Genomic DNA, 24,650 nt, shown 5'->3' with positions numbered 1-24,650 from the left:
GGCGCGACTCGTAGGAAATTACTTGCCGGCCACGAAATAGAAGTCCTGCCGGCCGGAGATCGAGCCGTAGCTGAACGGCTTTTGTCTGCGGCCGGTTGCCTCCATGACGTCGTCGCGAACGAAGTCGAACAGCCTGCGGACTTCGAGGCCCGGCGTCGGAACATTCTTGACGAAGGCGGTTGCGAACGGACTGTTGCTCCCATCACCGTCGAGCGCGGTCTCGCCATCCTTGGCGGCATAGACCACCAGCGTACCCGCCTCCGGCTCGACAGGGGCCAGACCTCGCGACACCGAACGCGACGCCACCGTCATCGTGCGCTTCATCTGGGCTGCGAACGGGTTATCCCGGCAAGCATCGAGGATGACGAGGCGCAGCTTCCTGGCGCGCTCCGCAGCATTGAGAACCTGATCGACCGGCACGGCTTCAAACGCGATCTCGCGATCCGCGGCGATCTTCGCATCCGTCGGGATGAGATAATTGATGCCGCCGACCTCCATGCCGTGTCCGGCATAATACACGACGGCCCAGTCCGCCGTCTCCGCACGTGCCGCGAACTCGCGCAAGGCATTCACCAGGGCATCCTTGCGCAGATCGGTCAGCAGCGTGACGGCTTCGAACCCGGTGAGCTTCAGCACGTCGGCGACGAGGCTTGCATCGCGCACGGGGTTTGGCAGGGCGGCGACGTTTTCATAGGCCGAGTTGCCGATGACGAGAGCGATGCGGCGATCAGTGTTCGCAGCCCCGGGCGCCGTGACAAGCGGAGCGAGGCCGGTCTTCTCCACCAAGATCGTTGCTGGTCGCGGCGAAGGCAGGACGGCAAGCCGCTCCCGTGCCTTGTCCAGGGCCCATCTCGTGGCGGTATGGGCTAGTCCAAGCGTGGCGTTGAAGTCGGCCCTCGCCTTGGCGAAATCGCCGCGCTTCTCGTAAGCCAATCCACGGTTGAGATAGGCGTTCGCATAGGTGGAATCCGCGCGTATCGCTTCGGTGTAGTCCGCGATGGCACGGTCGGTCTCGCCCTTGCGGCCATAGGCGTTGCCACGGTTGAAATACGCGTTCGCATTGATCGGCTGCAGGCGCACTGCTTCGGTATAATCGGCAATGGCGCGATCGGTGTGGCCCTTGTTGCTGTAGGTATTGGCCCGATTGTAATAGGCGTTCGCGTAGGCCGGATCGAGCCGGATGGTCGCCGAATAGTCCGCGATCGCACGCTCCGTATCGCCCTTGCTGCTGTAAGAATTGCCGCGGTTGTAGTAAGCGTTTGCATGCGCAGGATCGAGCCGGATCGTCGCGGTGTAGTCGGCTATGGCGCGGTCGGCATCGCCGTTCGCGGCATAAGCGTTTCCGCGATCGTAGTACGCATTCGCGTCCTTGGGATCTCGACGTATCGCCTCGGAGGCGGTGGCAATCGCAGCGCTCGCCTCGCTTTTGACGCGGTCATTGGCGGCTGCAGGCCCGGCGAGAACAAGAAGTGCAAGGCAATAGAATAATTTGCGAAGCATATGAAAGCCCACGCGCGATATCGGGGACTGAGAGCGTTATTTAAACGACGCAAATTTATCGAAGCAACCTGCCGGACTGTGTGATCTAAATCACAGGAATACAGCCGCACGTATTCGCTGACGTGACGACGCTGCCGCTGAATTCGCAGCGGGGCCGCGAGCAGCAGGCGTTCGGCCACGGATACAGAGCGGCCGCGACGGGGACGCCTCAACCCTTGCCCATCGCGGCGATTGCGTCCGCGATGGCGATCGTGCGCCTGGCCATGTCGGCGTGCAGGCGCTCCACCATCGCGCCATCGAGGCGGATCGCACCGCGCGAGGCGTTCCCCGGCAGCTCGAACGCCGCGATGATCTTTCGGGCACGCGCGACCTCCTCCTCGGGCGGGGTGAAGATCGCGTTGCAGGCGTCGATCTGCGAGGGATGGATCAGCGTCTTGCCGTCGAAGCCGAGATCGCGCGCTTGCGCGCATTCGGTGGCGAAGCCGTCGGAATTGGCGATGTCGCTGTATGGGCCGTCGAGAATCTCGAGCCCATGGGCGCGCGTCGCCAGGATGCAATGGGTGATCATCGGAATCATCGCGGCGCGGCCGGGCAGCATCCTGATCCGGGTCTCGCGCGAGATGTCGTTGGGGCCGAACACGAAACCGGCGAGGCGCCGCGATGGATCGCGCCCGGCCTCGGCCAGCTCCTCCGCGTGCAGCACGGCGCGCGCGGTCTCGATCATGGCCCAGACCTTCACCGTGGGCGCGGCGCCGAGCTCGGTGAGGCGGAGGCCGATCGTGTCGAGATCCTCGATGCTTGAAACTTTTGGAACCAGGATGCCATCGGGCGAGGCCTTGGCGGCCATCGCGACGTCGTCGGCCCACCAGGGCGTGTCGAGGCCGTTGGTGCGGATCAGGATCTCGCGCTTGCCAAAGCCCTTGGCTGCGATCGCGGCGGCGATGCCGTCGCGCGCCAGCGCCTTGGCGTCCGGCGCGACGGAATCCTCCAGATCCAGGATCAGGCCGTCGGCGGGGAGATTGCGCGCCTTTTCCAGCGCACGGGGATTGGAGCCGGGCATGAACAGATGGCTGCGGCGCGGGCGGGTCATGCGAGCGTTCCTTCCGGTTTCCTCGAACCTATTCTGGCCGGAGCCGATAGCACTTGGCCTGCCCATTCGAAAGGCTTGTTCGCCCCGGCGGTATATGATTAGGCATGGGCCATGATGACATTCCCGAAGCATTTGCTGGAAGGCTACAAGGCCTTCGCAACCCAGCGGCTGCCGACAGAGCAGAGCCGCTATCGCGAGCTGTCGGTGAAGGGGCAGTTCCCGGAAGTGATGGTGATCGGCTGCTGCGACAGCCGCGTCTCGCCCGAAGTGATCTTCGACGTCGGCCCGGGCGAATTGTTCGTGGTCCGCAACATCGCCAACCTGGTGCCGGTGTATCAGCCCGACGGCACCGCCCATGGCGTCTCGGCGGCGCTGGAATATGCGGTGACGGTGCTGAAGGTGAAGCACATCGTGGTGCTCGGCCACGCGCAGTGCGGCGGCATCCGCGCCTTCGTCGACAAGATCGAGCCGCTGACGCCGGGCGACTTCATCGGCAAATGGATGCAGATGTTCATCAAGCCCGGCGAGGTGGTGGAGCAGCGCGACCACGAAACCATGGCGCAATTCGTCGAGCGCATCGAGAAGGCCGCAGTGTTCCGCAGCCTGGAAAACCTGATGACCTTCCCGTTCGTGCGCAAGGCCGTGGAGTCAGGGCAGATGCAGACCCACGGCGCCTATTTCGGCGTCGCGGAGGGATCGCTGTTCGTGCTGGACAAGGTCGCGAAGGAATTCAAGAAGGCGAATGGCGAGTAACGAATGGTCCACTCGCTATTCGCCACTCACCATTCGCCGCTTACGCCGCCTGCTTCTTCGCGGTGATCAGCTTGCGGTTGATCAGGACTTCCGCGATCTGGATCGCGTTGAGGGCTGCGCCCTTGCGCAAATTGTCTGACACGCACCACAGCACGAGACCGTTCTCCACCGTGGCGTCCTCGCGGATGCGGCTGATGTAGGTCGCGTCCTCACCGGCCGCCTCATACGGCGTGGCGTAGCCGCCGGGCTCCTGCTTGTCGATGACGAGGCAGCCCGGCGAGGTGCGCAGGATATTGCGGGCTTCGTCCGCGCTGATCGGGTTCTCGAACTCGATGTTGACGGCCTCGGAATGGCCGACGAACACCGGCACGCGCACGCAGGTGGCGGTGAGCTTGATCTTGGGATCAAGAATCTTCTTGGTCTCCGCCATCATCTTCCACTCTTCCTTGGTGTAGCCGTCCTCCATGAAGACGTCGATCTGGGGAATGACGTTGAAGGCGATGCGCGCGGGAAACTTCTTATTGACGATCTCGCTGTTGGTGTAGACGGCCTTGGTCTGCGAGAACAACTCGTCCATCGCGTCCTTGCCGGCGCCCGAGACCGATTGATAGGTCGAGACCACGACGCGCTTGATACCGGCCTTGTCGTGCAGCGGCTTGAGCGCCACAACGAGCTGCGCGGTCGAGCAGTTCGGGTTGGCGATGATGTTCTTCTTCTTGAAGCCTTCGGTCGCGGCCGCATTCACCTCGGGCACGATCAGCGGCACGTCCGGATCCATGCGCCAGGCCGAGGAATTGTCGATCACGACAGCGCCGGCGGCGCCGATCTTCGGCGACCATTCCTTCGACACCGCGCCGCCCGCCGACATCAGGCAGATGTCGACGTCGGAGAAGTCGTAATGCTCGAGCGCTTTGACCTTCAGGGTGCGGTCGCCATAGGAGACCTCGACGCCCATGCTGCGGCGTGACGCCAGGGCCACAACCTCGTCCGCGGGAAATTTGCGCTCATCCAGGATGTTGAGCATTTCCCGTCCGACATTGCCGGTCGCGCCGACGACTGCGACTTTGTAACCCATCGTTCACTCTCCGGTGAAAAAGCCCGTTCCTGAAGCTGACGCTTAAACAGGAAGAGCAGCGCTTCTATGCGAGAACCGGCCTCAAGACAACGTGGGACCATGCCGGAACGCCGTGGATGCAGTCGCCCGAGGCCAGCACGGCCGCAATCTCGACCCGGACCAGTCTCCATCTGGCATTGGCGGCCTTCGCCGACGAAGTCGTCGGCACGCTGGCGAGGCTGTTCGCCTATGTGGGGACGCTCGCTTTGTTTGCCATCCTGGGCCTTGCGGCGCTGGGCCAATTACCTGATCTGCGCGACGATGAGCTGCCGCCGAAACCCACCTGGAGCGTGGCCGATCGCTCGCATCCGGCCTTCGCCCTCAGCCGGCTTGATTCGTCAGAGAAAACAGCCTCTTACATCATCCTCCGGCATCCCGAAGGCGGCCGACGCGACGTCATGCGCTGGACCGGCGAAGCGGACAAGGTGCTGGCCGAGCTCGAGATTTACCGGCAGGGCGGCGAATTCGACGTGACCCGTCCTGTAGCGATGGACCTTGCCGTCCAGATGGGCCTGAACGCGGCGACCCCGCTCGAGCAGGCCGGTCTGATCGAGACCAAATTCGGCCCCGTGGCGCTGTTCCGGCCGGTCGCCGCAGCGGAGGGCGCGCGGGCCTGCCTCGGCTACCTCAAGCGCAGCGAGGAGCCCGCCTTGCAGATCTCCGGCTTCTCCTGCCAGGGCGACACCCTGCCCGCCCAGCGCGCGGCCATCGCCTGCACGCTGAACCGGCTGACGCTCTTGACCTCCGGCAACGAGCCGAAGCTGGCGGGCCTGTTCGCCAAGGCCGAGCTGAAACGCCGTGCTTGCGACCTTGCCGGCTCTCAGGACTGGCTGCTGGGCGCCGCGAATGCGCAATTGCGCGGGGCGCTTTGAGCGACATCAAGCTCAAGTGGCTGGTATTGATGCAACTTTTGCCGGCGCACACGATTATTCCGCGCCGGTGTGACCCAATAGACCTAGTTGCGCCGACCCCGGCCGGGCTAGTATGGGGTGAAATCGACTGGCGGTGCGCCGCTTGAAGGGGACGTGATGAGCTCGAAATTCTCTGCCAAATTGGCGACCTTGTTTGCTGCGGGCGCCGTGATTGCCATGTCCTCTGCCGTGTTCCTGGCGACGCCGGCCTCGGCCGACAACAAGACCAAGCGCTATGACGAGCGCGGCCGGCCCTATTACGGCCCGAGCGGCCCCAACGCCGTCTACCAGCAGGGCCGCACCCGCATCTATGTCAGCAAGCGCTCCTGGCTCGACGGCGGCACCGAGGTCAACCCGGGCGACCGCAAGTTCACCGACTACGCCTTCCCGCCGGCCGTGGGCTATCCGTCCTTCGCGCGCGAGAACCTCAACCGCCCGATCGACCGCCAGCCGCTCTCGCCGCCGCAGGACGTCGGCGGCTATCCGCAGAACTTCCCGCTGTACTGAGCGGACGCAAGACTACCCGAATCAAAATGGCCGGGCTCACGCCCGGCCGTTTTCGTTTTTCTCGCACCGTCATTCCGGGATGGTCCGAAGGACCAGACCCGGAATCTCGAGATTCCGGGTTCGGCTCTTCGAGCCGCCCCGGAATGACCGCGAGTGCGTAGGGTGGGCAAAGGCGCGAAGCGCCGTGCCCACGATCTCTCTCGGTCGCAAAAGATACGTGGGCACGCTTCCGCCGTCGCTCTTCGAGCTATGGCGGACAAGTCGCTTTGCCCACCCTACGAGAGCGGTGCTTACCGCCTTACGCGTGCAGCTTCTGCAATTCCTTCAGGATCGCTTCGCCCATCTGCGTGGTGGACGCGGCCGTGGTGCCTTCCGACTTGATGTCGGCGGTGCGCAGGCCGCTGGCGAGCACCGCGGCGATCGCGGCGTCGACCTTGTCGGCGAGATCGCCCATGTCGAAGGAATAGCGCAGCGCCATGCCGAAGGACGAGATCATCGCGATCGGATTGGCGAGGCCCTTGCCGGCGATGTCAGGGGCCGAACCGTGCACGGGCTCGTACAGCGCCTTGCGCTTCTTGGTCTTCACATCCACCTCGCCGAGCGAAGCCGACGGCAGCATGCCGAGCGAGCCCGTCAGCATCGCCGCGATGTCGGACAGCATGTCGCCGAACAGATTGTCGGTGACGATGACGTCGAACTGCTTCGGCCATTTCACCAGCATCATGCCGCCGGAATCGGCGAGCTGATGCTCGAGCGTGACATCAGGATATTCGCGCTTGTGGACGGCCGTCATGACCTCGTTCCAGAGCACGCCCGACTTCATGACGTTGCGCTTCTCCATCGACGTCACCTTGTTCTTGCGCTTCCTGGCAAGCTCGAAGGCGACGCGGCCGATGCGCTCGATCTCATAGGTGTCGTAGACCTGGGTATCGATGGCGCGCTTCTGGCCGTTGCCGAGATCGGTGATGGTCTTGGGCTCGCCGAAATAGACGCCGCCGGTGAGCTCGCGCACGATCATGATGTCGAGGCCCTCGACCGCCTCGCGCTTCAGGCTCGAGGCCTCGGCCAGCGCCGGATAGCACACGGCGGGACGCAGGTTCGCGAACAGAGCGAGATCCTTGCGCAGGCGCAAGAGACCGGCTTCCGGGCGCACCTCGTAGGGAACCGCATCCCATTTCGGGCCGCCGACCGCGCCGAAGATCACGGCGTCGGCGTCTTTCGCCTTGGCCATGTCGCCCTCGGAGATCGACACCTTGTGCGCGTCATAGGCGGAGCCGCCGACAAGGCCGGTGTCGGTCTCGAAGCTGGCGATTCCGGCCGAATTGAGCCAGTCGAGCAGCCGCTTCACCTCGCCCATCACTTCGGGGCCGATACCGTCGCCGGGAAGCAGCAGCAGTTTGTGGGTCGCCATGGTCGTTCTTCCTCCGTTTCGTCATGGCCGGGCTTGTCCCGGCCATCCACGTCTTGCCTCGAGTGCAGAAGAACGTGGATGCCCGGCACAAGACCGGGCATGACGGCATCTCGTGAATTTCGGCCGGAGTGCTAGAGCGGCGTTGCGCGCTTGGCAAGACACCATTGCCGGGGTGCGGCTGTGCAAGGCGGGCGGGGCCTGCCACACTGCGATACGCCGGAGTACCCCCTTGCACGCCCCTGATCGCGCCCCGCCCTACGCGCATCCCGCGCGGCTGATCCTGACGCTGTCGCTGGCCGCCACCGTCGGGCTCGGCATCGGCCGCTTTGCCTATGCGCTGGTGCTGCCCGACATGCGGGAGGACCTCGGGTGGTCGTACTCGGCGGCCGGATTCATGAACACCATCAACGCCGTCGGCTATCTCGTGGGCGCGCTTGCGGCGTCCCGCCTGATCCAGCGCGTCGGCTGGTCGGCCGCGATCCGCGGCGGAACCCTGGCCTGCGTTGCCGCGCTCGCGACTTGCGCGCTGACGGGGAATTTCGTCGCGCTGAGCCTGGCGCGGCTCGTGCTGGGCCTCGGCGCCGCGGCCGGCTTCGTCGCCGGCGGCGCGCTCGCCGCCACCATTGCCCAGACGCAGCCCGCGCGGGCCAATTTCCTGCTCAGCCTGTTCTATGCCGGACCCGGCATCGGCATTCTGTCCTCCGGGCTGATCGCCCCGTTCACGCTGCAATATTTCGGGCCGGGCTCGTGGTGGATCGTGTGGTGGGCGCTGACGCTGCTCTCAGTCGCGATGACGATCCCGCTGTTCCTGATCCGGATCGAGAGCAATGTCCGCTTCTCGGAAGGCGGTCACGCGACGTTCGCGATCCTGCCCGTGCTGATCTACCTCGCGAGCTACTTCCTGTTCGGCGCAGGCTACATCGCCTACATGACCTTCATGATCGCCTATGTGCGCGACGGCGGCGGCGGGGCCGCGGCGCAGGCGGGATTTTGGGGCCTCATTGGTCTCAGCGCCTTCGTCACGCCCTGGGCCTGGCGCGGCGTGCTGGCGCTCGATCGCGGCGGGCTCGCCACCGCCATCATCCTCGGCACCAACGCACTGGGTGCCGCCTTGCCGATGCTCGGGCATTCGCCGGCATGGCTCGCGGTCTCGGCGATCGTGTTCGGCGTCGCCTTCTTCGCCGTGGTCGGCTCGACCACTGCCTTCGTGCGCTTCAACTATCCGCCGGAGGTGTGGCCGACCGCGATCGCGGCGATGACGATCTCGTTCGGCGTCGGCCAGACGCTGGGACCGATCGTGGTCGGCGCGATCACGGATGCGCTGGGAAGCTTGAGCTACGCGCTCAATGTCTCGGCGGGGTTGCTGGCGCTGGGCGCGGTGGCGGCGCTGTGCCAGCGGAAGGTGGGGCCGGGCTAGGTTGTCATTCCGGGGCGCGCGTAGCGCGAACCCGGAATCCATTCATCCACCGGTACTGCGGCCCGATGGATTCCGGGCTCTCGCTTCGCGAGCCCCGGAATGACTGCCTCGATCAGCTTCCGCTGAACGAATTGTACCCCTGGTCTTCCCAATAGCCGCCCTTGTAGTCGTTGGTGACCTCCATCGAGACCACGTATTTCGGGTTCTTGAAGCCGAGCTTGGTCGGCACGCGGATCTTCATGGGGAAGCCGTAGGCGCGCGGCAATATCTCGTTCGCATATTTGAACGTCATCTGGGTCTGCGGATGCAGCGCGCTGCGCATGTCCAGGGGCGAATTGTAGCCGTCCTTGTCAGCGCACTGGAACCAGACATATTTCGCGCGCGTGTCGGCGCCGATCAGCTTGAGGAAATCGCGCAAGGGCGCACCGGTCCAGCTGCCGATCGCGCTCCAGCCCTCGACGCAGATGTGACGCGTGATCTGCGTGACCTGCGGCAGCTTGTGGAGCTCGTCCAGCGTCCACGACTTCTTGTTGTCGACGAGGCCGCGCACCTCGAGGTTCCAGTCTGCGGCCGAGATATCGGGCGCGTCGTCGAGATCGTAATAGGCGTTAAACGGAAACGGCTTCGTGATCGCGCTCTCGGGGAAGGTCGGCGCAAGTGCGTCGGGATTGAAGATGAAGGCCTGCACCGCGTCGTTGAACTTCGAGACCTTGGCGAGCATGGTTTCGGCCGAGGACGAGTCGATGACGTCGCAGCCGGTGAGCAGCGTCAGCGCCCCGAGACTGGCACCGCCTGCGATGAAGCGGCGGCGGGTGACATCAGGCATCGTCTTGAGGGAGTCCTTGATCAGGAGCCGCTTGTCGACGCCGGGGATCAGAAATGAGCGCTTTGCCATAGTCTCCTCCTCAGCGGCCGATGATCATGGCGCGCAGGCTCTTCGGCACGAGCAGCGCGAGCAGGACATGGATGACGAGGAATGCGCAGATCGCGGCCATGCAGAAGAAGTGGACATAGCGCGCGGCCGGATAATCGCCGAACAGCATCACGAGGTAATAGAGCTGCACCGGTTTCCATATCGCAAGCCCGGACAACACGATCAGCACGCCGACCACGATGATGCCGGCATAGAGCAGGCGCTGCACGTAATTGTAGACGGTGAGATCGTCATGGCCGAGCTTGAAGGTCAGCGCCGCCCTGACGTCGTGAAGCACGCCGGACGCCGTGATCGGCAGCAGCTTCCTGCGGAAGCGGCCAGTGACGATACCGGTGACGAGATAGGCGAGACCGTTGATCATCAGCAGCCACATCGCCGCAAAGTGCCAGAGCAGGCCGCCGCCGAGCCAGCCGCCGAGCGTATACTCGCGCGGGAAGGTGAAGCCGAACAGCGGCGAGGCGTTGTAGATCTGCCAGCCCGACAGGATCATCAGGATCATGGCAAGCGCGTTGATCCAATGCATGACCCGCACCCAGGCCGGCTGGATCACTTTGGCCGGATTAGCCCTGACCTGCGCGTCGGTGACTGTGAGGCTCGCCATGATGGTTCCGTCCTGGTCGTTCCGTCCTGGGACCGTGTGTCGGGGATTATACGCCCGGTCGCCGGTTTTCGTTACGCCCTGCTGGCCATCGAATCGATGCCGCGAGGCTATTGTGGTCACAAAAAAGCGAGCCGGGCATCCCCGGCTCGCCGTCTCGAAGCATCCTGTTCGGGGATGAAACAGGATCGCGTGGTGTTACGTCGCCGGCATCAGCACGGTGTCGACCACATGGATGACGCCGTTCGACTGGTTGACGTTGGAGATCGTCACCATCGAGGTGCCGCCCTTGGCATCGACGATCCAGACCTTGCCGTCCATCTTCTTGACCGTCAGCTCCTCGCCCTCGGCGGTCTTCAGCTTCTTGCCGTCGGTGAGGTCGGAGGCCCCGAGCTTGCCGGGCACGACATGGTAGGTGAGGATCTTGGTCAGCGTCGCCTTGTTCTCGGGCTTGACCAGATTGTCGACGGTGCCGGCCGGCAGCTTGCCGAAAGCGGCGTTGGTCGGCGCGAACACCGTGAACGGGCCCTTGCTTTCCAGCGTCGGCACCAGGCCGGCGGCCTTCACCGCCGCCACCAGCGTGGTGTGATCCTTCGAATTGACCGCGTTCTGGACGATGTTCTTCGAGGGGAACATCGCGGCGCCGCCGACCATGACGGTCTTCTCCTCGGCGCTCACGGGCGCGACGACGGTCGCGGTGATGGCCAGGGCGCTGAAGGCGGCGGCAGCGAGATAGGCAAGGCGCTTCGACATGGAGATCTCCCGATTGAATTGGTGCCGGCGATGGCCGGCGTTCAAGTTTGGCAACAACGACGCCTGCGACAGTTTGACGTGAAGCAGGAACGCGTCGTTGATGGTCAGAACTACGGGAGGGTCTGCGATGGGGTTTCGGGAAATAACTTATCGTGATGCGTGAAACTATAGGGGTGGATGTTCGTGTAGCCGCTCCACCGTCATTGCGAGGAGCGAAGCGACGAAGCAATCCAGATTGTCTCCGCGGACACATTCCTGGATTGCTTCGCTACGCTCGCAATGACGAACTCGCGGCTACGGCCGTGGCTAGTCCCTGCTCGGCCGTAGGGTGGGCAAAGCGACTTGTCCGCCATAGCTCGAAGAGCGACGGCGGAAGCGTGCCCACCAAGCGCAAATGGAGAGAGATGGTGGGCACGGCACTCGCGCCTTTGCCCACCCTACGGCAGCGCTCGTCTCAATCCCTGTTGTTCGGCGTCTGGATGAAGCCGCGATTGTGCGTCGGACTGATCAGCACTTCGTTAATGCAAACGCGCGCCGGCATGCTGGCGATGAATGCGATGGTGCGGCCGAGGTCTTCCGGTTGCAGCATCTTCGCCTGCTCCTCCTTGCTCGGCACCACCGGGCGCAGCTCCAGGATCGGCGTCGCGACCTCGCCCGGCATCAGGCAGCAGGCGCGCAGGCCGTTGACGCATTCGTCCATGTTGAAGGAATGGGTCAGCGCCAGCACCGCATGCTTGGTGGTGGTGTAGGCCGGGCCCGGCATCTTCGAGACGTGGCGGCCGGCCCAGGACGAGACGTTGATGATCGCGCCGTCCTGCTGCTTGCGCATCGTCGGCAGCACCGCGCGCATGCAATAGAGCACGCCGTTGAGGTTGACCTGGACCAGCTTGTCCCAGCCCTCCAGCTCCATGTCCTTCCAGCTGCGCTTGGGAATGTTGATGCCGGCATTGTTGACGAGCAGGTCGATCCGGCCGTGCCTGGCGACGATCTGGTCGGCGGCCTTCTGGGCTTCGGCGGCGTTGGAGACGTCGAGTGCAATGGCCTCGGCGGCTCCGCCCGCCTTGATGATCTTCGCCACCACATTATCCAGGGCGGACTGGCGGCGACCCGAAACCACCACCACCCAGCCGTCGGCAGCCAGCGCCTCGGCGCCGGCCTCTCCGATTCCGCTGCCACCGCCCGTGACCCAGGCTACGCGTTTCCCGTTCTTGGTCATGCAAACTGTCTCCGTTGCTTCATCGGGGCGGTTTTTGCTAATCCAGCCCTCGGTTTTGACCGGCCTTGTCCAACAAGCCTTGTCGTACAAGTCCCTGCGGTCGAGGAAATCTTGCATGAACCCAGCAGCTAACGCCAACCTGTTTTCCCGCCTGTTCGACGGCCTCGACGACCCCAAGCGCCTCGCGATCGAGACGCATGACGGCGGGCGCATCAGCTATGGCGATCTGATCGCGCGGGCTGGGCAGATGGCCAATGTGCTGGTCGCGCGCGGCGTGAAGCCCGGTGACCGCGTCGCGGTTCAGGTCGAAAAATCCGTCGCCAACATCGTGCTGTATCTCGGCACGGTGCGGGCCGGCGCGGTCTATCTGCCGCTCAACACCGCCTATACGCTGAACGAGCTGGATTACTTCATCGGCGACGCCGAGCCGTCGCTTGTGGTGTGCGATCCCGCCAAGGCCGAAGGCCTCGCCCCGATCGCGGCCAAGGTGAACGCCAGGGTCGAGACGCTCGGCCCCGACGGCAAGGGCTCGCTGACCGTGGCTGCCGACAAGGCCAGCGGCGAGTTCACCACGGTGCCGCGGGCAAACGACGATCTCGCCGCGATCCTCTACACCTCGGGCACGACCGGCCGCTCCAAGGGCGCGATGCTCAGCCACGACAATCTCGCCTCGAACTCGCTCTCGCTGGTCGGCTACTGGCGCTTCACCGACAAGGACGTCTTGATCCACGCGCTGCCGATCTATCACACCCATGGGCTGTTCGTGGCGACCAACGTGACGCTGTTCGCGCGGGCGTCGATGATCTTCCTGCCGAAGCTCGATCCGGACCTGATCATCAAGCTGATGGCGCGCGCCACCGTGCTGATGGGCGTGCCGACCTTCTACACGCGGCTGCTGCAAAATCCGGCGCTGTCGCACGAGACCACGAAACACATGCGGCTGTTCATCTCGGGCTCGGCGCCGCTGCTGGCCGAGACCCATCGCGAATGGTCGGCGCGCACCGGGCACGCGGTGCTCGAGCGCTACGGCATGACCGAGACCAACATGAACACGTCGAACCCCTATGACGGCGAGCGGGTGCCCGGCGCGGTCGGCTTTCCGTTGCCGGGCATCTCCGTGCGCGTGACCGAGCCCGAAACGGGGAAAGAATTGCCGCGCGACGAGATCGGCATGATCGAGGTGAAGGGCCCGAACGTCTTCAAGGGCTATTGGCGCATGCCGGAGAAGACCAGGGCCGAATTTCGCCCCGACGGCTTCTTCATCACCGGCGATCTCGGCAAGATCGACGCCAAGGGCTACGTCCACATTCTCGGCCGCGGCAAGGATCTCGTCATCTCGGGCGGCTTCAACGTCTACCCGAAGGAAATCGAGAGCGAGATCGACGCCATGCCCGGCGTGATCGAGTCCGCCGTGATCGGCGTGCCGCATGCCGATTTCGGCGAAGGCGTCACCGCGGTCCTGGTGCGCCAGCCCGGCGCGAGCATCGACGAAGCCGCGGTCCTGAAGAGCCTGGATGGTCGCCTCGCCAAGTTCAAGATGCCCAAGCGCGTCTTCGTCGTCGACGAGTTGCCGCGCAACACCATGGGCAAGGTGCAGAAGAATATTTTGCGCGAGACGTACAAGGATATTTACGCGAAGAAGTGAGGGGGACTCGCTCTCTCGGCGTCATTGCGAGGAGCTCTTGCGACGAAGCAATCCAATCTTTCGCGGAGACAGCCTGGATTGCTTCGCTGCGCTCGCAATGACGGGGGTTGTGGCGGCTACTGTCCGCCCAACAAGCTCAGCACAAACCGGCTGCCGACGATGAACAGTTAGCAGCCGAACGCCACTTCCAGCCGGCGCTTCGACATCGGGCGCGCCGCCCTCACGCCCAGCGGCGCGGTGACGAGGCCCATCGGCTCACCAGCACGGCGCCGATCAGCGAGACGTAACCGAGCGGGTGGAATGCGGCGTGCGCATATCCAAACCCCGGTCGCGCGGGGACACCGGAATGGCGTGCGCCGGCGTGGGTTGGCGCCACGGCTGGGCGACCAGCCAGTTTTCGCGGCAGGGCCCGTTTAGATGCGTTCCAACAGTAATTTCAACGGACCTCGCTCCGCGCACAATAAGTGAAGATATATTCATTACTTTGTTGGCGGACGAACGTGCTGGTATACCAAGGCCCTGATTGGCCTTGCATCATCAACGCTCTAGAGCTGAACGACCGTTCGATTTATGGCGATTTGGTGATTGCGCGGGCCAAATCGACTCCGTAAATAGAGCCGACCTTTCCGATCCCCGCGCGCCCCCTGTTGGGCCGCAATACAACATCAAAGCCCATGACCGCACGGATCGAACGACCGCTCTCACCACACATGCAAGTCTACCGCTGGACGCTGACGATGGCGCTGTCCATCGTCCATCGCGCCACCGGCATCGCCCTTTACGTCGGCACGCTGCTGCTGGTCTGGTGGCTGGTTGCGGCGGCCTCCGGCCCGGCCGCCTATGCCCACGTCCAGGCCTTCGCCGGCAGCATCATCGGCCGGCTGATCGTGTTCGGCTACACCTGGGCGCTGATGCACCACATGCTCAGCGGCATCCGGCATTTCGTCTGGGACCTCGGCTACGGTTTCAAGGCCAACGAGCGGGAGGCGCTGACCTGGGGCGCGCTGATCGGCGGCATCGCGCTGACCGTGTTGGTCTGGATCATCGCCTATGCGATCGGAGGCGGACGATGAGTTTCGACGAATCCCACGGCTCTCCGAAGCGTTCCTCGATGCGGACCCCGCTCGGGCGCGTCCGCAATCTCGGCGCAGCGCATTCGGGCACGTCTGATTTCTGGCGCCAGCGCATCACCGGCGTCGCCATGACGCTGCTGATGATCCCGGTGCTGGTGATCATCATGATGCTGCTCGGCCGCAACCAGGTCGGCGCGGCGCAGATCCTCAGCTCGATTCCCGTCGCGGTGATCCTGCTGCTGTTCATCTTCGCCAGCGCCTGGCACATGAAGATCGGCATGCAGGTGGTGATCGAGGACTACGTCCATAACGAGAAGCTGAAGCTCGTCTCGATCATGTTCAACAACTTCTTCTCGGTCGCCGTGGCGCTCGCCTCGACTTATGCGATCCTGAAGCTGTCCTCCGGAGTGTAACCCATGGCCACCACAACGAATGGCTCGGGCAACGGCGCTCCCGCCACCAACGGCAAAGCCTATCCGATCGAAGACCACACCTACGACGTCGTCGTGGTCGGCGCCGGCGGCGCGGGCCTGCGCGCCGTCGTCGGCTGCAGCGAGGCTGGCCTGCGCACGGCCTGCATCACCAAGGTGTTCCCGACCCGCTCGCACACCGTCGCGGCGCAGGGCGGCATCTCCGCCTCGCTCGGCAACATGCACAAGGACGACTGGCGCTGGCACATGTACGACACCGTGAAGGGGTCGGACTGGCTGGGGGACCAGGACGCGATCGAATACATGGTGCGCAACGCGCCCGCGGCGGTCTACGAGCTCGAGCATTGGGGCGTGCCGTTCTCGCGCACCGAAGACGGCAAGATCTATCAGCGCCCGTTCGGCGGCATGACCATGGACTTCGGCAAGGGTCAGGCGCAGCGCACCTGCGCCGCCGCCGACCGTACCGGCCACGCCATGCTGCACACGATGTACGGCCAGTCGCTGCGCCACGCGGCCGAGTTCTTCATCGAGTTCTTCGCCATCGACCTGATCATGGACGACCAGGGCGCCTGCCGCGGCGTGATCGCGCTCAAGCTCGACGACGGCACGCTGCATCGCTTCCGCGCCCAGACCACGATCCTGGCGACCGGCGGCTATGGCCGCGTCTACGCCTCCTGCACCTCGGCCCATACCTGCACCGGCGACGGTGGCGGCATGGTGCTGCGTGCCGGCCTGCCGCTCCAGGACATGGAGTTCGTCCAGTTCCACCCGACCGGCATCTACGGCGCGGGCTGCCTCGTCACCGAGGGCGCGCGCGGCGAAGGCGGCTACCTCGTCAATTCCGAGGGCGAGCGCTTCATGGAGCGCTATGCGCCTTCGGCCAAGGACCTCGCCTCGCGCGACGTCGTCTCGCGCGCGATGACCATCGAGATCCGCGAGGGGCGCGGCGTCGGCAAGAAGAAGGACCACATCTTCCTGCATCTCGACCATCTCGATCCCGCGGTGCTGGCCGAGCGGCTGCCCGGCATCTCCGAGTCCGCAAAAATCTTCGCCAATGTCGACGTGACGCGCGAGCCGATCCCGATCGTGCCGACCACGCACTACAACATGGGCGGCATTCCCACCAACTACCACGGCGAAGTGCTGACCAAGAGGGACGGCGACGACAATGCCGTGGTTCCCGGCCTGATGGCGTTGGGCGAAGCTGCCTGCGTCTCCGTGCATGGCGCCAACCGGCTCGGCTCCAACTCGCTGATCGACCTCGTCGTGTTCGGCCGCGCCGCGGCGCTACGCTGCGCCGAGAAGCTGACGCCCAACGCCGAGCAACCGGAACTGCCGGCGAACTCGGCGGAAAAGGCGCTCAGCCGCCTCGATCATTACCGCTACGCCTCCGGCGGCACCCCGACCGCAAAGCTGCGTGAAGGCATGCAGCACGTGATGCAGAACAATTGCGCGGTGTTCCGCACCGGCGAGGTGCTGAGCGAAGGCCAGAACCTGATCGCGAAGGTCCACAGCGGCATCACCGACATCGCCGTGTCCGACCGCTCGCTGGTGTGGAATTCCGACCTCGTCGAGACGCTGGAGTTCGACAACCTGATCGTGCAGGCGGTGGTGACGATGAACTCGGCCGCCAACCGCACCGAGAGCCGCGGCGCGCATGCCCGCGAGGACTTCTCCGAACGCGACGACAAGAACTGGATGAAGCACACCCTGGCCTGGCTCGACGATGCCGGCAAGGTCAAGATCGACTACCGCCCGGTCCACGACTACACCATGACCAACGACGTGCAGTACATCCCGCCGAAGGCGCGCGTGTACTGAGCGAACATTAGCCGTCATTCCGGGATGGTCCGAAGGACCAGACCCGGAATCTCGAGATTCCGGGCTCGATGCTGCGCACCGCCCCGGAATGACGAAAGGTTAGAGCAATGGTTGAATTCGCACTTCCGAAGAACTCCAAGATTTCCGGCGGCAAGACCTGGCCGAAGCCCCCGGGCGCGACCGAGCTGCGCGAATTCCGGGTCTATCGCTGGAATCCGGACGACGGCAAGAATCCGAGCGTCGACACCTATTACGTCGACACCAACGATTGCGGCCCGATGGTGCTGGACGGCCTGATCTGGATCAAGAACCACATCGACCCGTCGCTGACCTTCCGCCGCTCCTGCCGCGAAGGCGTCTGCGGCTCCTGCGCCATGAACATCGACGGCCAGAACACGCTGGCCTGCACCCGCTCGATGCACGACGTGAAGGACGGCGCGGTGAAGATCAATCCGCTGCCGCATCAGCCGGTGGTGAAGGACCTCGTCCCCGACCTCACCAATTTCTACGCGCAATACGCCTCGGTCGAGCCGTGGCTGAAGACGACCTCGCCGACGCCGCAGAAGGAATGGCGCCAGAGCCACGAGGACCGCGAGAAGCTCGACGGCCTCTACGAATGCATCCTCTGCGCCTGCTGCTCGACCTCGTGCCCGAGCTATTGGTGGAACAGCGAACGCTATCTCGGCCCCGCCGCGCTGCTCCAGGCCAACCGCTGGGTGTCCGATTCGCGCGATGAAGCGACCGGCGAGCGGCTCGACAATCTCGAGGATCCGTTCCGGCTCTATCGCTGCCACACCATCATGAACTGCGCCAAGGCCTGCCCGAAGGGACTCAACCCCGCCGAAGCCATCGCCGAGCTCAAGCTCAAGATGGTCGAGCGCCAGGTCTGAAGACGACGTTCATGCTTCGCGTGCCGGCCGGACCGGCCGGGACGTTCCGAGATCGCGGTCAATTCGAGTAGAATTTTCTCCGGCCCGCGGGGCGTGCAAATTTTTCTGATCGCAACCTGCGGTTCCCGCACAAGCTGCTTCCTTCCTCGCGCGAGATTCAGTTAAGCTGCCGTCAGGGACGGAGCGACTGTGCAGAGGGCGCAACGCAACTCGCTGAGGCTGTTGCAGTGGATGATGGCGGCATCCCTGGCGCTGCCGGTTGCGCTGTTCGCGATCGCGGCCACGATCTCCTACACCTCGACCAGGGACATCGCCGACCGGGAGATCGAGCGCACGCTCGACGTCGCGCATGAGCACGCGCTCAAGGTGTTCGAGACCATCGATCGCAGCCTGGCCGAACTCAACGAGGTGGTCCGCGGCCTGTCCGACGATACCATCCGCGCGCGCGAGCCGGCGCTGCACCGCCGCCTGAAGCGGCTGACCGATTCGCTGCCACAGCTGAAATCGGCCTGGATCTTCGACGCGGACGGAAAGGCGCTGGTCAACAGCCTCGTCTCGCCGCCGCCGGAGCTGAGCTTTGCGGACCGCGACTATTTCTACGCCCATGTCGACCAAGCCATCGGCACATTCATCGGCACCGCCTTGACGCCGCGTCCGCCCTACCAGGGCGCGCGCTTCTTCGGAATGAGCCGCCGCCGCGATTCCGACGACGGCCGCTTCATCGGGGTGATCCAGGCCTCGGTCCTCCCCGAATATTTCGAGAGCTTCTACGCCCGCATCGGATCGGATCCCGGCAGCTTCTTCGCGATGGGCCGCACCGACGGCGCGATGCTCACGCATTTCCCGCGGCTCGACCGCGACATCAGGCTCGATCCGACCGGACCGGTCGGCCGCCAGATCGCGGCGCGCCCCGAGCACGGCCTCATCACCATCGCCTGGCCGTCGGACGGGATCGAGCGTCGGATCGGCTACCGACGCGTCGCGGAATATCCGATCTATGTCAGCGCCGGGCTCGAGACCTCGGCGATCCGCGCGCGCTGGCTGGCCACGATCGGCCAGCATCTGGTGTTCGGCCTTCCTGCCACCGCGCTGCTGTTTCTGCTGCTGGCGCTGGCGTTGCGGCGAACCCAGCAGATTCAGGCCGAAGCCGCCAAGCGGCGCGAGGCCGAGGAGGCGCTCAAGCATAGCCAGCGCCTGGAGGCGCTCGGACAGCTCACCGGCGGCGTCGCGCACGATTTCAACAATCTGCTGACGGTGATCCGCGCTTCCGTCGACCTGCTGAACCGGCCGCAACTGACGGAGGAGCGGCGCCAGCGCTACATCACGGCCATTGCGGACGCCGTGGGCCGCGCGGCCAAGCTGACCTCGCAGCTACTCGCCTTTGCGCGGCGTCAGACCCTGAAGCCGGAGGTGTTCGACGTCGGCGAACGCATGCAGTCGCTGCGCGACATGCTTGCGCCCCTGCTCGGACCGGCCATCGAGATCGCCATGCGCCTGCCCGCCGAGCCCTGCCTCGTCCGTGCCGATGCCGGCCAGTTCGAGACGGCGCTGATCAACATGGCAACCAATGCGCGCGACGCCATGCAGGGCAAGGGCAGGATCACCTTCAAGGTCGAGCCCGCGACCACCGTTCCGGATACGCTGGCGGGCGCGGGCGGCCAGAACTTGGACAGCCAGAACGTAGGCCGCCAGAACTTGGGCAGCCAGAGCTCGGCCAACCATGGCTTCGTCAGCGTCACCGTCAGCGACACCGGCATCGGCATTCCCGCCGCCCGATTGGGGCGCATCTTCGAGCCGTTCTTCACCACCAAGCAGGTCGGCCACGGCACCGGCCTTGGCCTGTCCCAGGTGTTCGGCTTCGCCAGGCAATCCGGCGGCGAGGTGACGGTCGCGAGCGAGGTGGGGCGCGGCAGCACCTTCTCGCTCTATCTGCCGCGCGTACCGCCGGAGCTGCTGCCGCAGCGGCAGGCGCCCAATACCGCGCCGGCCGTGGCCGGCAGCGGCATGTCGGTGCTGGTGGTCGAGGACAATATCGAGCTTGCCAATTTCGCCGCAGATGGCCTCACCGAGCTCGGCTACAGCATCACGCTGGTCGACAATGCGACCGACGCCCTCGCGGAGCTCGTCCTGGATGCGGACCGCTTCGACGTCGTGTTCTCCGACGTGGTGATGCCGGGGATGACCGGGCTCGATCTTGCGCAGGCCATCTGCGACCGCGGCATCGACGTGCCGGTCGTGCTGACCACGGGCTACAGCCAGGCCCTGTCACAAGAGGGCGTGACCGGCTTCGATCTGGTGCAAAAACCCTATTCGATCGAGGAATTGTCGCGCGTTCTGCATCGCGCAGCCCGGATCCGGCGCGTCAGGGACGGTGCCGCCGAATAGACCGCTCCGGGAACCCGAGGGAACCGGTTGATTTCTCTCGCGTTGTCCGCGCATGGACAAGCCGGCCGCCAAGCGCGAACAGCACCAGCCGCCGATCGTCGGGATCAAGGGCGAGAACGGCGCCGAGATCGAACCGCCACCGCCGGAGCTGCTCGAGCCCGATCCGGAGCTTTCGCCCGAGGAGGCCGAGCAGGCCCGCAAGGATTATCTGCTGACGCGGTTCTGGATCAGCGCGCGCGGCTTCTGGGGACGCAGCGGCGACCGCCTCGCCTGGCCGTTCTCGATCGGCCTCGGCCTCTTGATCATTCTCACCGTCGGCTTCCAGTACGGCATCAATGTCTGGAACCGCGCGATCTTCGATGCGATCGAAAAGCGCGATGCGGCCAGCGTCTTCCATCTCACCGCGATGTTCATTCCGCTCGCGATCGGCAGCATCGTGCTCGGCGTGGCGCAGGTGTTCGCGCGGATGGGCATTCAGCGGCGCTGGCGGGCCTGGCTGACGGCGAGCGTGCTGACGCGGTGGCTCGCCAGCGGACGGTACTACCAGCTCAATCTCGTCGGCGGCGATCACAAAAACCCCGAATACCGGATCGCGGAGGATTTGCGCGTCGCGACCGATTCGCCGGTCGATTTCCTGGCCGGCGTCACCTCGGCGCTGCTGTCGGCGGCGACCTTCATCGTCGTGCTCTGGACCATCGGCGGCGCGCTCACCGTCACGCTCGGCGGCACGAGCATCACCATTCCGGGCTTCCTCGTGATCGCCGCGATGCTCTATGCCGCAATCGCCTCGAGCTCCATCCTGGTGATCGGCCGCAGCTTCGTGCAGGTGTCCGAGGACAAGAACCAGGCCGAAGCCGATTTCCGCTACACGCTGACGCGCGTGCGCGAGAACGGCGAGAGCATCGCGCTGCTCGGCGGCGAGGAGGAGGAGCGCGACGGCATCGACCGCAACTTCAGCAGCGTGATCCGGCAATGGGCCCGGCTCGCAGGCCAGCACATGCGCACCACGCTGGTGTCGCAGGGCTCGAGCCTCGTTGCGCCCGTGGTCCCTCTCCTGCTCTGCGCGCCGAAATTCCTCGACGGCAGCATGACGCTGGGACAGGTGATGCAGGCGGCCTCCGCCTTCACCATCGTGCAGAGCGCGTTCGGCTGGCTGGTCGACAATTATCCGCGGCTCGCCGACTGGAATGCCTGCGCGCGCCGCATCGCCTCGCTGATGATGTCGCTCGACGGCCTGGAGCGCGCCGAGCAGGGCGATGGTCTTGGCCGCATCAAGCGCGGCGAGACTCGCAACGACGCCATGCTGGAGATGAAGGATCTCTCGGTCACGCTCGATGACGGCACCGCGGTGGTCGGCGAGACCGAAGTGGTGATCGAGCCCGGCGAGCGGCTCTTGGTGGCCGGCGAATCCGGCACCGGCAAGAGCACGCTAGTGCGTGCCATCGCCGGCCTCTGGCCCTGGGGCGGCGGCAGCGTGAACTTTCACCCCGACCGGCGGCTGTTCATGCTGCCGCAGCGGCCTTACGTGCCCTCGGGGTCGCTGCGCCGCGCCGTCGCCTATCCCGGCGCCGCCGATCACTGGACCGTGGACGAGATCGGCGAAGCCCTGCACAAGGTCGGGCTCGATCATCTCAAGGAGAAGATCGAGGAGGAAGGTCCCTGGGACCAGACGCTGTCGGGCGGCGAGAAGCAGCGCCTCGCCTTCGCGCGGCTCCTGCTGCACAGCCCCGACATCATCGTGCTCGACGAGGCGACCTCGGCGCTCGACGAAAAGAGCCAGGAAACGATGATGAAGCTGGTCACCGACGAGCTGCCGAAGGCGACCATCGTCAGCGTCGCGCATCGCGCGGAGCTCGAGGCCTTCCACAGCCGCAAGATCGTGCTGGAGCGCCGCAAGGGCGGCGCCAAGCTGGTCAGCGACATCGACCTGATCCCGCGCAAGGGCAAGCGCCGGCTGCTCGGGCGATTCCTGCGGCAGCGCAAGGCGCCGAAGAAGAGGGCGGCGTAGCAGACGTTCTCTCCGTCGTCCCGGACAAGCGCAGCGAAGCGGAGCGCAGATCCGGGATCCATCCCCCAGGGAGTACTCTTGCAAAGACTCGCAGTGGTCTGTGATGGAGCGTTGGAGTCCTCCTCAAAACCGGCTATGCATGCGCCGCCTGCAATGAGGATCTGCTGCTTGACGACTGACAATGCCCCTTCGTCCGCGCCGTTCGGCGCGTTTGCGCCGAACGCGGCGCAGGCCGCGATCATTCGCCTCGCGACGCAATCGGGGCTGAAGCGCGGCGCATTCCGCCCGTGGATGTCGCGGCTGGTGAACCTGCTGCGGAGCGGCCCCGTCGACGTGCAATATCAGGGCGCCTCGTTCCGGCTCTATCACCAGGGCAGCGCGACCGAGCGCGGCGCATTGTTCAATCCCGATTACAATCTCGACGAGCTCGACTTCCTGCGCCAGCACACCCGTCCGGGCGGCGTGTTCGTCGATGTCGGCGCCAATGTCGGCACGTTCGCGCTGGTGATGGCGCAACAGGTCGGCAGCGCCGGCAAGGTGATCGCGATCGAGCCGCATCCGCTGACGTTTGGACGGCTCTCCTTCAATCAAGCCGCGTCGAAAGCTGCGCAGGTGCGCCTGGTGCAGGCCGCGGCCGGCGACAGCGACGGCGAGCTGATGATCGAGAGCGGCGGCGGCAATCTCGGCGCCACCCACGTCGTCACCGGCACCGCCGGCACCGACGCGATCAAGGTGCCGTCGCGGCGGCTGACGCGCATCCTCGACGAGGCCGGCGTTACCCAGATCGATTCGCTCAAGATCGACGTCGAGGGTTTTGAAGACCGCGTGCTGATCGGCTTCTTCCGCGACGCGCCGCCGTCGCTGTGGCCGCGCGCGGTGGTGATCGAGCACCTGTCACAGAACGAGTGGCAGCAGGATTGTATCGCCGACATGGTCGCACGCGGCTTTACGATCGTGCGTAAGACACGAAGCAATACGTTCCTGTCACGCTGAAGACGACGAACTGGGAGAATGACGATGATTGATCACCTGGGATTCTCGGTCTCCGACTACGAGCGCGCGAAAACCTTCTACACCAAGGCGCTGGCGCCGCTCGGCTACGGCCTGATCATGGAAGTGACCGCCGAGCAGACCGGACACGCTGCGGCCGCAGGCTTCGGCGCCGATGGCAAGCCGGACTTCTGGTTCGGCGCGGAAGGCGCCATGAACAAGCCCGTGCATATCGCCATTCGTGCTGAAGACCGCGCCACGGTCGATGCCTTCTACAAGGCGGCGATCGCAGCCGGCGGACGCGACAATGGCCCGCCCGGCATCCGACCGCACTACCACCCGAACTATTATGGCGCCTTCGTGCTCGACCCTGATGGTCACAACATCGAGGCCGTCTGCCACGCGCCGGGATAAGGCAGACCCTGCGCGATGCGATAGGGAACATCGGCGCGGCATTATCGTTGTCTTTCTCCGGACAACTATCTCGATGATGCCGATGCCGATCGAACCGCCCGAGATTCCACCGTCGACACCCGGCACGCCGACCGAGCCGCCGCCGGGAATTCCGCCCGGCAATCCGCAACCCGAAATCACGCCGCCGGTGCGCGAGCCCGGCGAATCCCCGCGGCCCGACGAATTGCCCGGCCGCATGCCCGAAGAGATTCCATCGCGCGGACCGAACGGCCCGCTCACGCCCAATCCTGCAACGGATGCAAATTCAACGCAGGATCGCGCGTGAAGCGAGATCGCATGCGTGGCGATTGCAAGCTGCGTCTGAATGCGCAATGAACGTCATCATAGTGAGTCGATTTCCGTGCAGAAATAAATCGGGCCGCGACCGCTTCGCCTGCCACAATCCGGCCTAACGCGTAGCCGTTCATCAACACACTTCGTCAAAGAACCTTCCGGGGAAGTTCACCACCATGACCAATCTTCGTTTCGTGCTGCTTGCCACGACGGCTCTGACCGCGATGCAATTCGCAGGCTCTGCATCGCAAGCGCAAAGTGCGCCGCCGCTCGTGGTCGCGCAGGCCCAGCCGCAAGACACGGGCCCTGACGGAAAACCGAAGCAGCCGCCGAAGGGACCGCCAGCAGCGGCGCCGCCTGCCGCGCCCGCGCGGCCCGCCGCACCGCCGCCCGCGGCTGCACCTCCGCCCGCTGCGCCGCCGCCCGCGGCCGCACCGCAGCGCCCGGCCGCGCCAC

At 65.1% G+C, this 24,650-nt stretch carries 22 protein-coding genes and 2 pseudogenes; 15 read left to right on the top strand and 9 right to left on the bottom strand.

Annotated features, from left to right (window positions below; translation table 11 throughout):
- Window positions 1-18: 18 nt before the first annotated feature.
- Both AC066S_RS29990 and AC066S_RS29985 read right to left on the bottom strand, forming a co-directional pair.
- Window positions 19-1,500, bottom strand: coding sequence for a caspase family protein (locus AC066S_RS29990; RefSeq protein WP_478271332.1), 1,482 nt, complete (start codon window positions 1,498-1,500; stop codon window positions 19-21).
- A gap of 208 nt (window positions 1,501-1,708) precedes the next feature.
- Complete coding sequence (locus AC066S_RS29985) at window positions 1,709-2,590, bottom strand: HpcH/HpaI aldolase/citrate lyase family protein (protein WP_478271331.1); 882 nt, start codon at window positions 2,588-2,590, stop codon at window positions 1,709-1,711.
- Between the two features lie 111 nt (window positions 2,591-2,701).
- On the opposite strand from AC066S_RS29985, the gene AC066S_RS29980 reads away from it, so the two are divergent.
- Window positions 2,702-3,343 (top strand): carbonic anhydrase, encoded by a 642-nt coding sequence (locus AC066S_RS29980; protein WP_478271330.1) that lies wholly within the window; start codon window positions 2,702-2,704, stop codon window positions 3,341-3,343.
- 40 nt (window positions 3,344-3,383) lie between these two features.
- Here AC066S_RS29980 and AC066S_RS29975 read toward each other — a convergent pair whose 3' ends face one another.
- The gene (locus AC066S_RS29975; protein ID WP_126261333.1) at window positions 3,384-4,418 is read right to left on the bottom strand and encodes an aspartate-semialdehyde dehydrogenase; all 1,035 of its coding nucleotides are present in this window, start codon (window positions 4,416-4,418) and stop codon (window positions 3,384-3,386) included.
- A gap of 116 nt (window positions 4,419-4,534) precedes the next feature.
- Between AC066S_RS29975 and AC066S_RS29970 the strand changes: the two genes are divergently transcribed.
- Window positions 4,535-5,329 (top strand): hypothetical protein, encoded by a 795-nt coding sequence (locus AC066S_RS29970; protein WP_126261334.1) that lies wholly within the window; start codon window positions 4,535-4,537, stop codon window positions 5,327-5,329.
- Between the two features lie 156 nt (window positions 5,330-5,485).
- Window positions 5,486-5,875 (top strand): hypothetical protein, encoded by a 390-nt coding sequence (locus AC066S_RS29965; protein WP_126261335.1) that lies wholly within the window; start codon window positions 5,486-5,488, stop codon window positions 5,873-5,875.
- 298 nt (window positions 5,876-6,173) lie between these two features.
- Here the strand turns inward: AC066S_RS29965 and leuB are convergent, their stop codons facing one another.
- Window positions 6,174-7,286 carry a 3-isopropylmalate dehydrogenase gene (gene leuB / locus AC066S_RS29960; protein WP_478271329.1) on the bottom strand — a complete coding sequence of 371 codons (1,113 nt, stop codon included), beginning with the start codon at window positions 7,284-7,286 and terminating at the stop codon, window positions 6,174-6,176.
- A 229-nt stretch (window positions 7,287-7,515) separates the two neighbouring features.
- Between leuB and AC066S_RS29955 the strand changes: the two genes are divergently transcribed.
- Entirely contained in the window at window positions 7,516-8,703 is a 1,188-nt protein-coding gene (locus AC066S_RS29955) for a YbfB/YjiJ family MFS transporter (RefSeq protein WP_478271328.1), read from the top strand.
- Window positions 8,704-8,815: 112 nt separating this feature from the next.
- On the opposite strand, the gene AC066S_RS29950 is transcribed toward AC066S_RS29955, so the two are convergent.
- The 4 genes from AC066S_RS29950 to AC066S_RS29935 all read right to left on the bottom strand — a co-directional run bounded on the left by AC066S_RS29950 (window position 8,816) and on the right by AC066S_RS29935 (window position 12,204).
- The gene (locus AC066S_RS29950) at window positions 8,816-9,598 is read right to left on the bottom strand and encodes a molybdopterin-binding protein (protein ID WP_478271327.1); all 783 of its coding nucleotides are present in this window, start codon (window positions 9,596-9,598) and stop codon (window positions 8,816-8,818) included.
- 10 nt (window positions 9,599-9,608) lie between these two features.
- A complete protein-coding gene (locus tag AC066S_RS29945) occupies window positions 9,609-10,238 on the bottom strand; it encodes a cytochrome b/b6 domain-containing protein (RefSeq protein ID WP_126261340.1) in 630 nt (209 codons plus the stop codon).
- Between the two features lie 195 nt (window positions 10,239-10,433).
- Window positions 10,434-10,988, bottom strand: a complete 555-nt coding sequence (locus AC066S_RS29940) for a fasciclin domain-containing protein (protein ID WP_135171698.1) — start codon at window positions 10,986-10,988, stop codon at window positions 10,434-10,436.
- A 454-nt stretch (window positions 10,989-11,442) separates the two neighbouring features.
- A complete protein-coding gene (locus tag AC066S_RS29935) occupies window positions 11,443-12,204 on the bottom strand; it encodes an SDR family oxidoreductase (RefSeq protein ID WP_478271326.1) in 762 nt (253 codons plus the stop codon).
- Window positions 12,205-12,319: 115 nt separating this feature from the next.
- Here AC066S_RS29935 and AC066S_RS29930 point away from each other — a divergent pair, with 115 nt between their 5' ends.
- Window positions 12,320-13,849 carry a malonate--CoA ligase gene (locus tag AC066S_RS29930; protein ID WP_478271325.1) on the top strand — a complete coding sequence of 510 codons (1,530 nt, stop codon included), beginning with the start codon at window positions 12,320-12,322 and terminating at the stop codon, window positions 13,847-13,849.
- 167 nt (window positions 13,850-14,016) lie between these two features.
- On the opposite strand, the pseudogene AC066S_RS29925 reads toward AC066S_RS29930, so the two are convergent.
- A pseudogene (locus tag AC066S_RS29925) lies at window positions 14,017-14,144 on the bottom strand (sulfite exporter TauE/SafE family protein); the annotation flags it as partial.
- A 379-nt stretch (window positions 14,145-14,523) separates the two neighbouring features.
- On the opposite strand from AC066S_RS29925, the gene sdhC reads away from it, so the two are divergent.
- The 10 genes and pseudogenes from sdhC to AC066S_RS29875 all read left to right on the top strand — a co-directional run.
- Entirely contained in the window at window positions 14,524-14,922 is a 399-nt protein-coding gene (gene sdhC, locus AC066S_RS29920; RefSeq protein ID WP_028133330.1) for a succinate dehydrogenase, cytochrome b556 subunit, read from the top strand.
- Window positions 14,919-15,335: a succinate dehydrogenase, hydrophobic membrane anchor protein gene (sdhD, locus tag AC066S_RS29915; protein WP_126261344.1), complete on the top strand. Its 417-nt coding sequence runs from the start codon at window positions 14,919-14,921 to the stop codon at window positions 15,333-15,335. The genes sdhC and sdhD overlap by 4 nt, the downstream gene beginning before the upstream one ends.
- A 3-nt stretch (window positions 15,336-15,338) precedes the next feature.
- Window positions 15,339-17,174 carry a succinate dehydrogenase flavoprotein subunit gene (sdhA, locus tag AC066S_RS29910; protein WP_126261345.1) on the top strand — a complete coding sequence of 612 codons (1,836 nt, stop codon included), beginning with the start codon at window positions 15,339-15,341 and terminating at the stop codon, window positions 17,172-17,174.
- A 107-nt stretch (window positions 17,175-17,281) separates the two neighbouring features.
- Window positions 17,282-18,064, top strand: coding sequence for a succinate dehydrogenase iron-sulfur subunit (locus AC066S_RS29905; RefSeq protein ID WP_126261346.1), 783 nt, complete (start codon window positions 17,282-17,284; stop codon window positions 18,062-18,064).
- A gap of 189 nt (window positions 18,065-18,253) precedes the next feature.
- On the top strand, window positions 18,254-20,449 hold the full coding sequence (locus AC066S_RS29900) for a hybrid sensor histidine kinase/response regulator (protein ID WP_478271324.1): 2,196 nt from the start codon (window positions 18,254-18,256) through the stop codon (window positions 20,447-20,449).
- A 52-nt stretch (window positions 20,450-20,501) separates the two neighbouring features.
- On the top strand, window positions 20,502-22,457 hold the full coding sequence (locus tag AC066S_RS29895) for an ABC transporter ATP-binding protein/permease (protein ID WP_478271323.1): 1,956 nt from the start codon (window positions 20,502-20,504) through the stop codon (window positions 22,455-22,457).
- A 168-nt stretch (window positions 22,458-22,625) separates the two neighbouring features.
- A complete protein-coding gene (locus AC066S_RS29890) occupies window positions 22,626-23,450 on the top strand; it encodes an FkbM family methyltransferase (RefSeq protein ID WP_478271322.1) in 825 nt (274 codons plus the stop codon).
- A 24-nt stretch (window positions 23,451-23,474) separates the two neighbouring features.
- A complete protein-coding gene (locus AC066S_RS29885; protein WP_126261350.1) occupies window positions 23,475-23,861 on the top strand; it encodes a VOC family protein in 387 nt (128 codons plus the stop codon).
- 82 nt (window positions 23,862-23,943) lie between these two features.
- The gene (locus AC066S_RS29880; RefSeq protein ID WP_478271321.1) at window positions 23,944-24,186 is read left to right on the top strand and encodes a hypothetical protein; all 243 of its coding nucleotides are present in this window, start codon (window positions 23,944-23,946) and stop codon (window positions 24,184-24,186) included.
- 184 nt (window positions 24,187-24,370) lie between these two features.
- A pseudogene (locus AC066S_RS29875) lies at window positions 24,371-24,650 on the top strand (OmpA family protein); the annotation flags it as partial.

The sequence above is a fragment of the Bradyrhizobium sp. CFUWI genome (assembly GCF_056429085.1).
This window is presented reverse-complemented; position numbering and strand designations above follow the sequence as displayed.

Coding starts and splice junctions, on each gene's coding strand:
- sdhA (WP_126261345.1), top strand. CDS start 15,339: ATGGCCACCACAACGAATGGCTCGGGCAACGGCGCTCCCGCCACCAAC.
- leuB (WP_478271329.1), bottom strand. CDS start 7,286: ATGGCGACCCACAAACTGCTGCTGCTTCCCGGCGACGGTATCGGCCCC.
- AC066S_RS29990 (WP_478271332.1), bottom strand. CDS start 1,500: ATGCTTCGCAAATTATTCTATTGCCTTGCACTTCTTGTTCTCGCCGGG.
- AC066S_RS29970 (WP_126261334.1), top strand. CDS start 4,535: ATGCAGTCGCCCGAGGCCAGCACGGCCGCAATCTCGACCCGGACCAGT.
- AC066S_RS29895 (WP_478271323.1), top strand. CDS start 20,502: ATGGACAAGCCGGCCGCCAAGCGCGAACAGCACCAGCCGCCGATCGTC.
- AC066S_RS29985 (WP_478271331.1), bottom strand. CDS start 2,590: ATGACCCGCCCGCGCCGCAGCCATCTGTTCATGCCCGGCTCCAATCCC.
- AC066S_RS29935 (WP_478271326.1), bottom strand. CDS start 12,204: ATGACCAAGAACGGGAAACGCGTAGCCTGGGTCACGGGCGGTGGCAGC.
- AC066S_RS29950 (WP_478271327.1), bottom strand. CDS start 9,598: ATGGCAAAGCGCTCATTTCTGATCCCCGGCGTCGACAAGCGGCTCCTG.
- AC066S_RS29885 (WP_126261350.1), top strand. CDS start 23,475: ATGATTGATCACCTGGGATTCTCGGTCTCCGACTACGAGCGCGCGAAA.
- AC066S_RS29975 (WP_126261333.1), bottom strand. CDS start 4,418: ATGGGTTACAAAGTCGCAGTCGTCGGCGCGACCGGCAATGTCGGACGG.
- AC066S_RS29940 (WP_135171698.1), bottom strand. CDS start 10,988: ATGTCGAAGCGCCTTGCCTATCTCGCTGCCGCCGCCTTCAGCGCCCTG.
- AC066S_RS29945 (WP_126261340.1), bottom strand. CDS start 10,238: ATGGCGAGCCTCACAGTCACCGACGCGCAGGTCAGGGCTAATCCGGCC.
- AC066S_RS29930 (WP_478271325.1), top strand. CDS start 12,320: ATGAACCCAGCAGCTAACGCCAACCTGTTTTCCCGCCTGTTCGACGGC.
- AC066S_RS29965 (WP_126261335.1), top strand. CDS start 5,486: ATGAGCTCGAAATTCTCTGCCAAATTGGCGACCTTGTTTGCTGCGGGC.
- AC066S_RS29905 (WP_126261346.1), top strand. CDS start 17,282: ATGGTTGAATTCGCACTTCCGAAGAACTCCAAGATTTCCGGCGGCAAG.
- sdhC (WP_028133330.1), top strand. CDS start 14,524: ATGACCGCACGGATCGAACGACCGCTCTCACCACACATGCAAGTCTAC.
- sdhD (WP_126261344.1), top strand. CDS start 14,919: ATGAGTTTCGACGAATCCCACGGCTCTCCGAAGCGTTCCTCGATGCGG.
- AC066S_RS29980 (WP_478271330.1), top strand. CDS start 2,702: ATGATGACATTCCCGAAGCATTTGCTGGAAGGCTACAAGGCCTTCGCA.
- AC066S_RS29880 (WP_478271321.1), top strand. CDS start 23,944: ATGCCGATCGAACCGCCCGAGATTCCACCGTCGACACCCGGCACGCCG.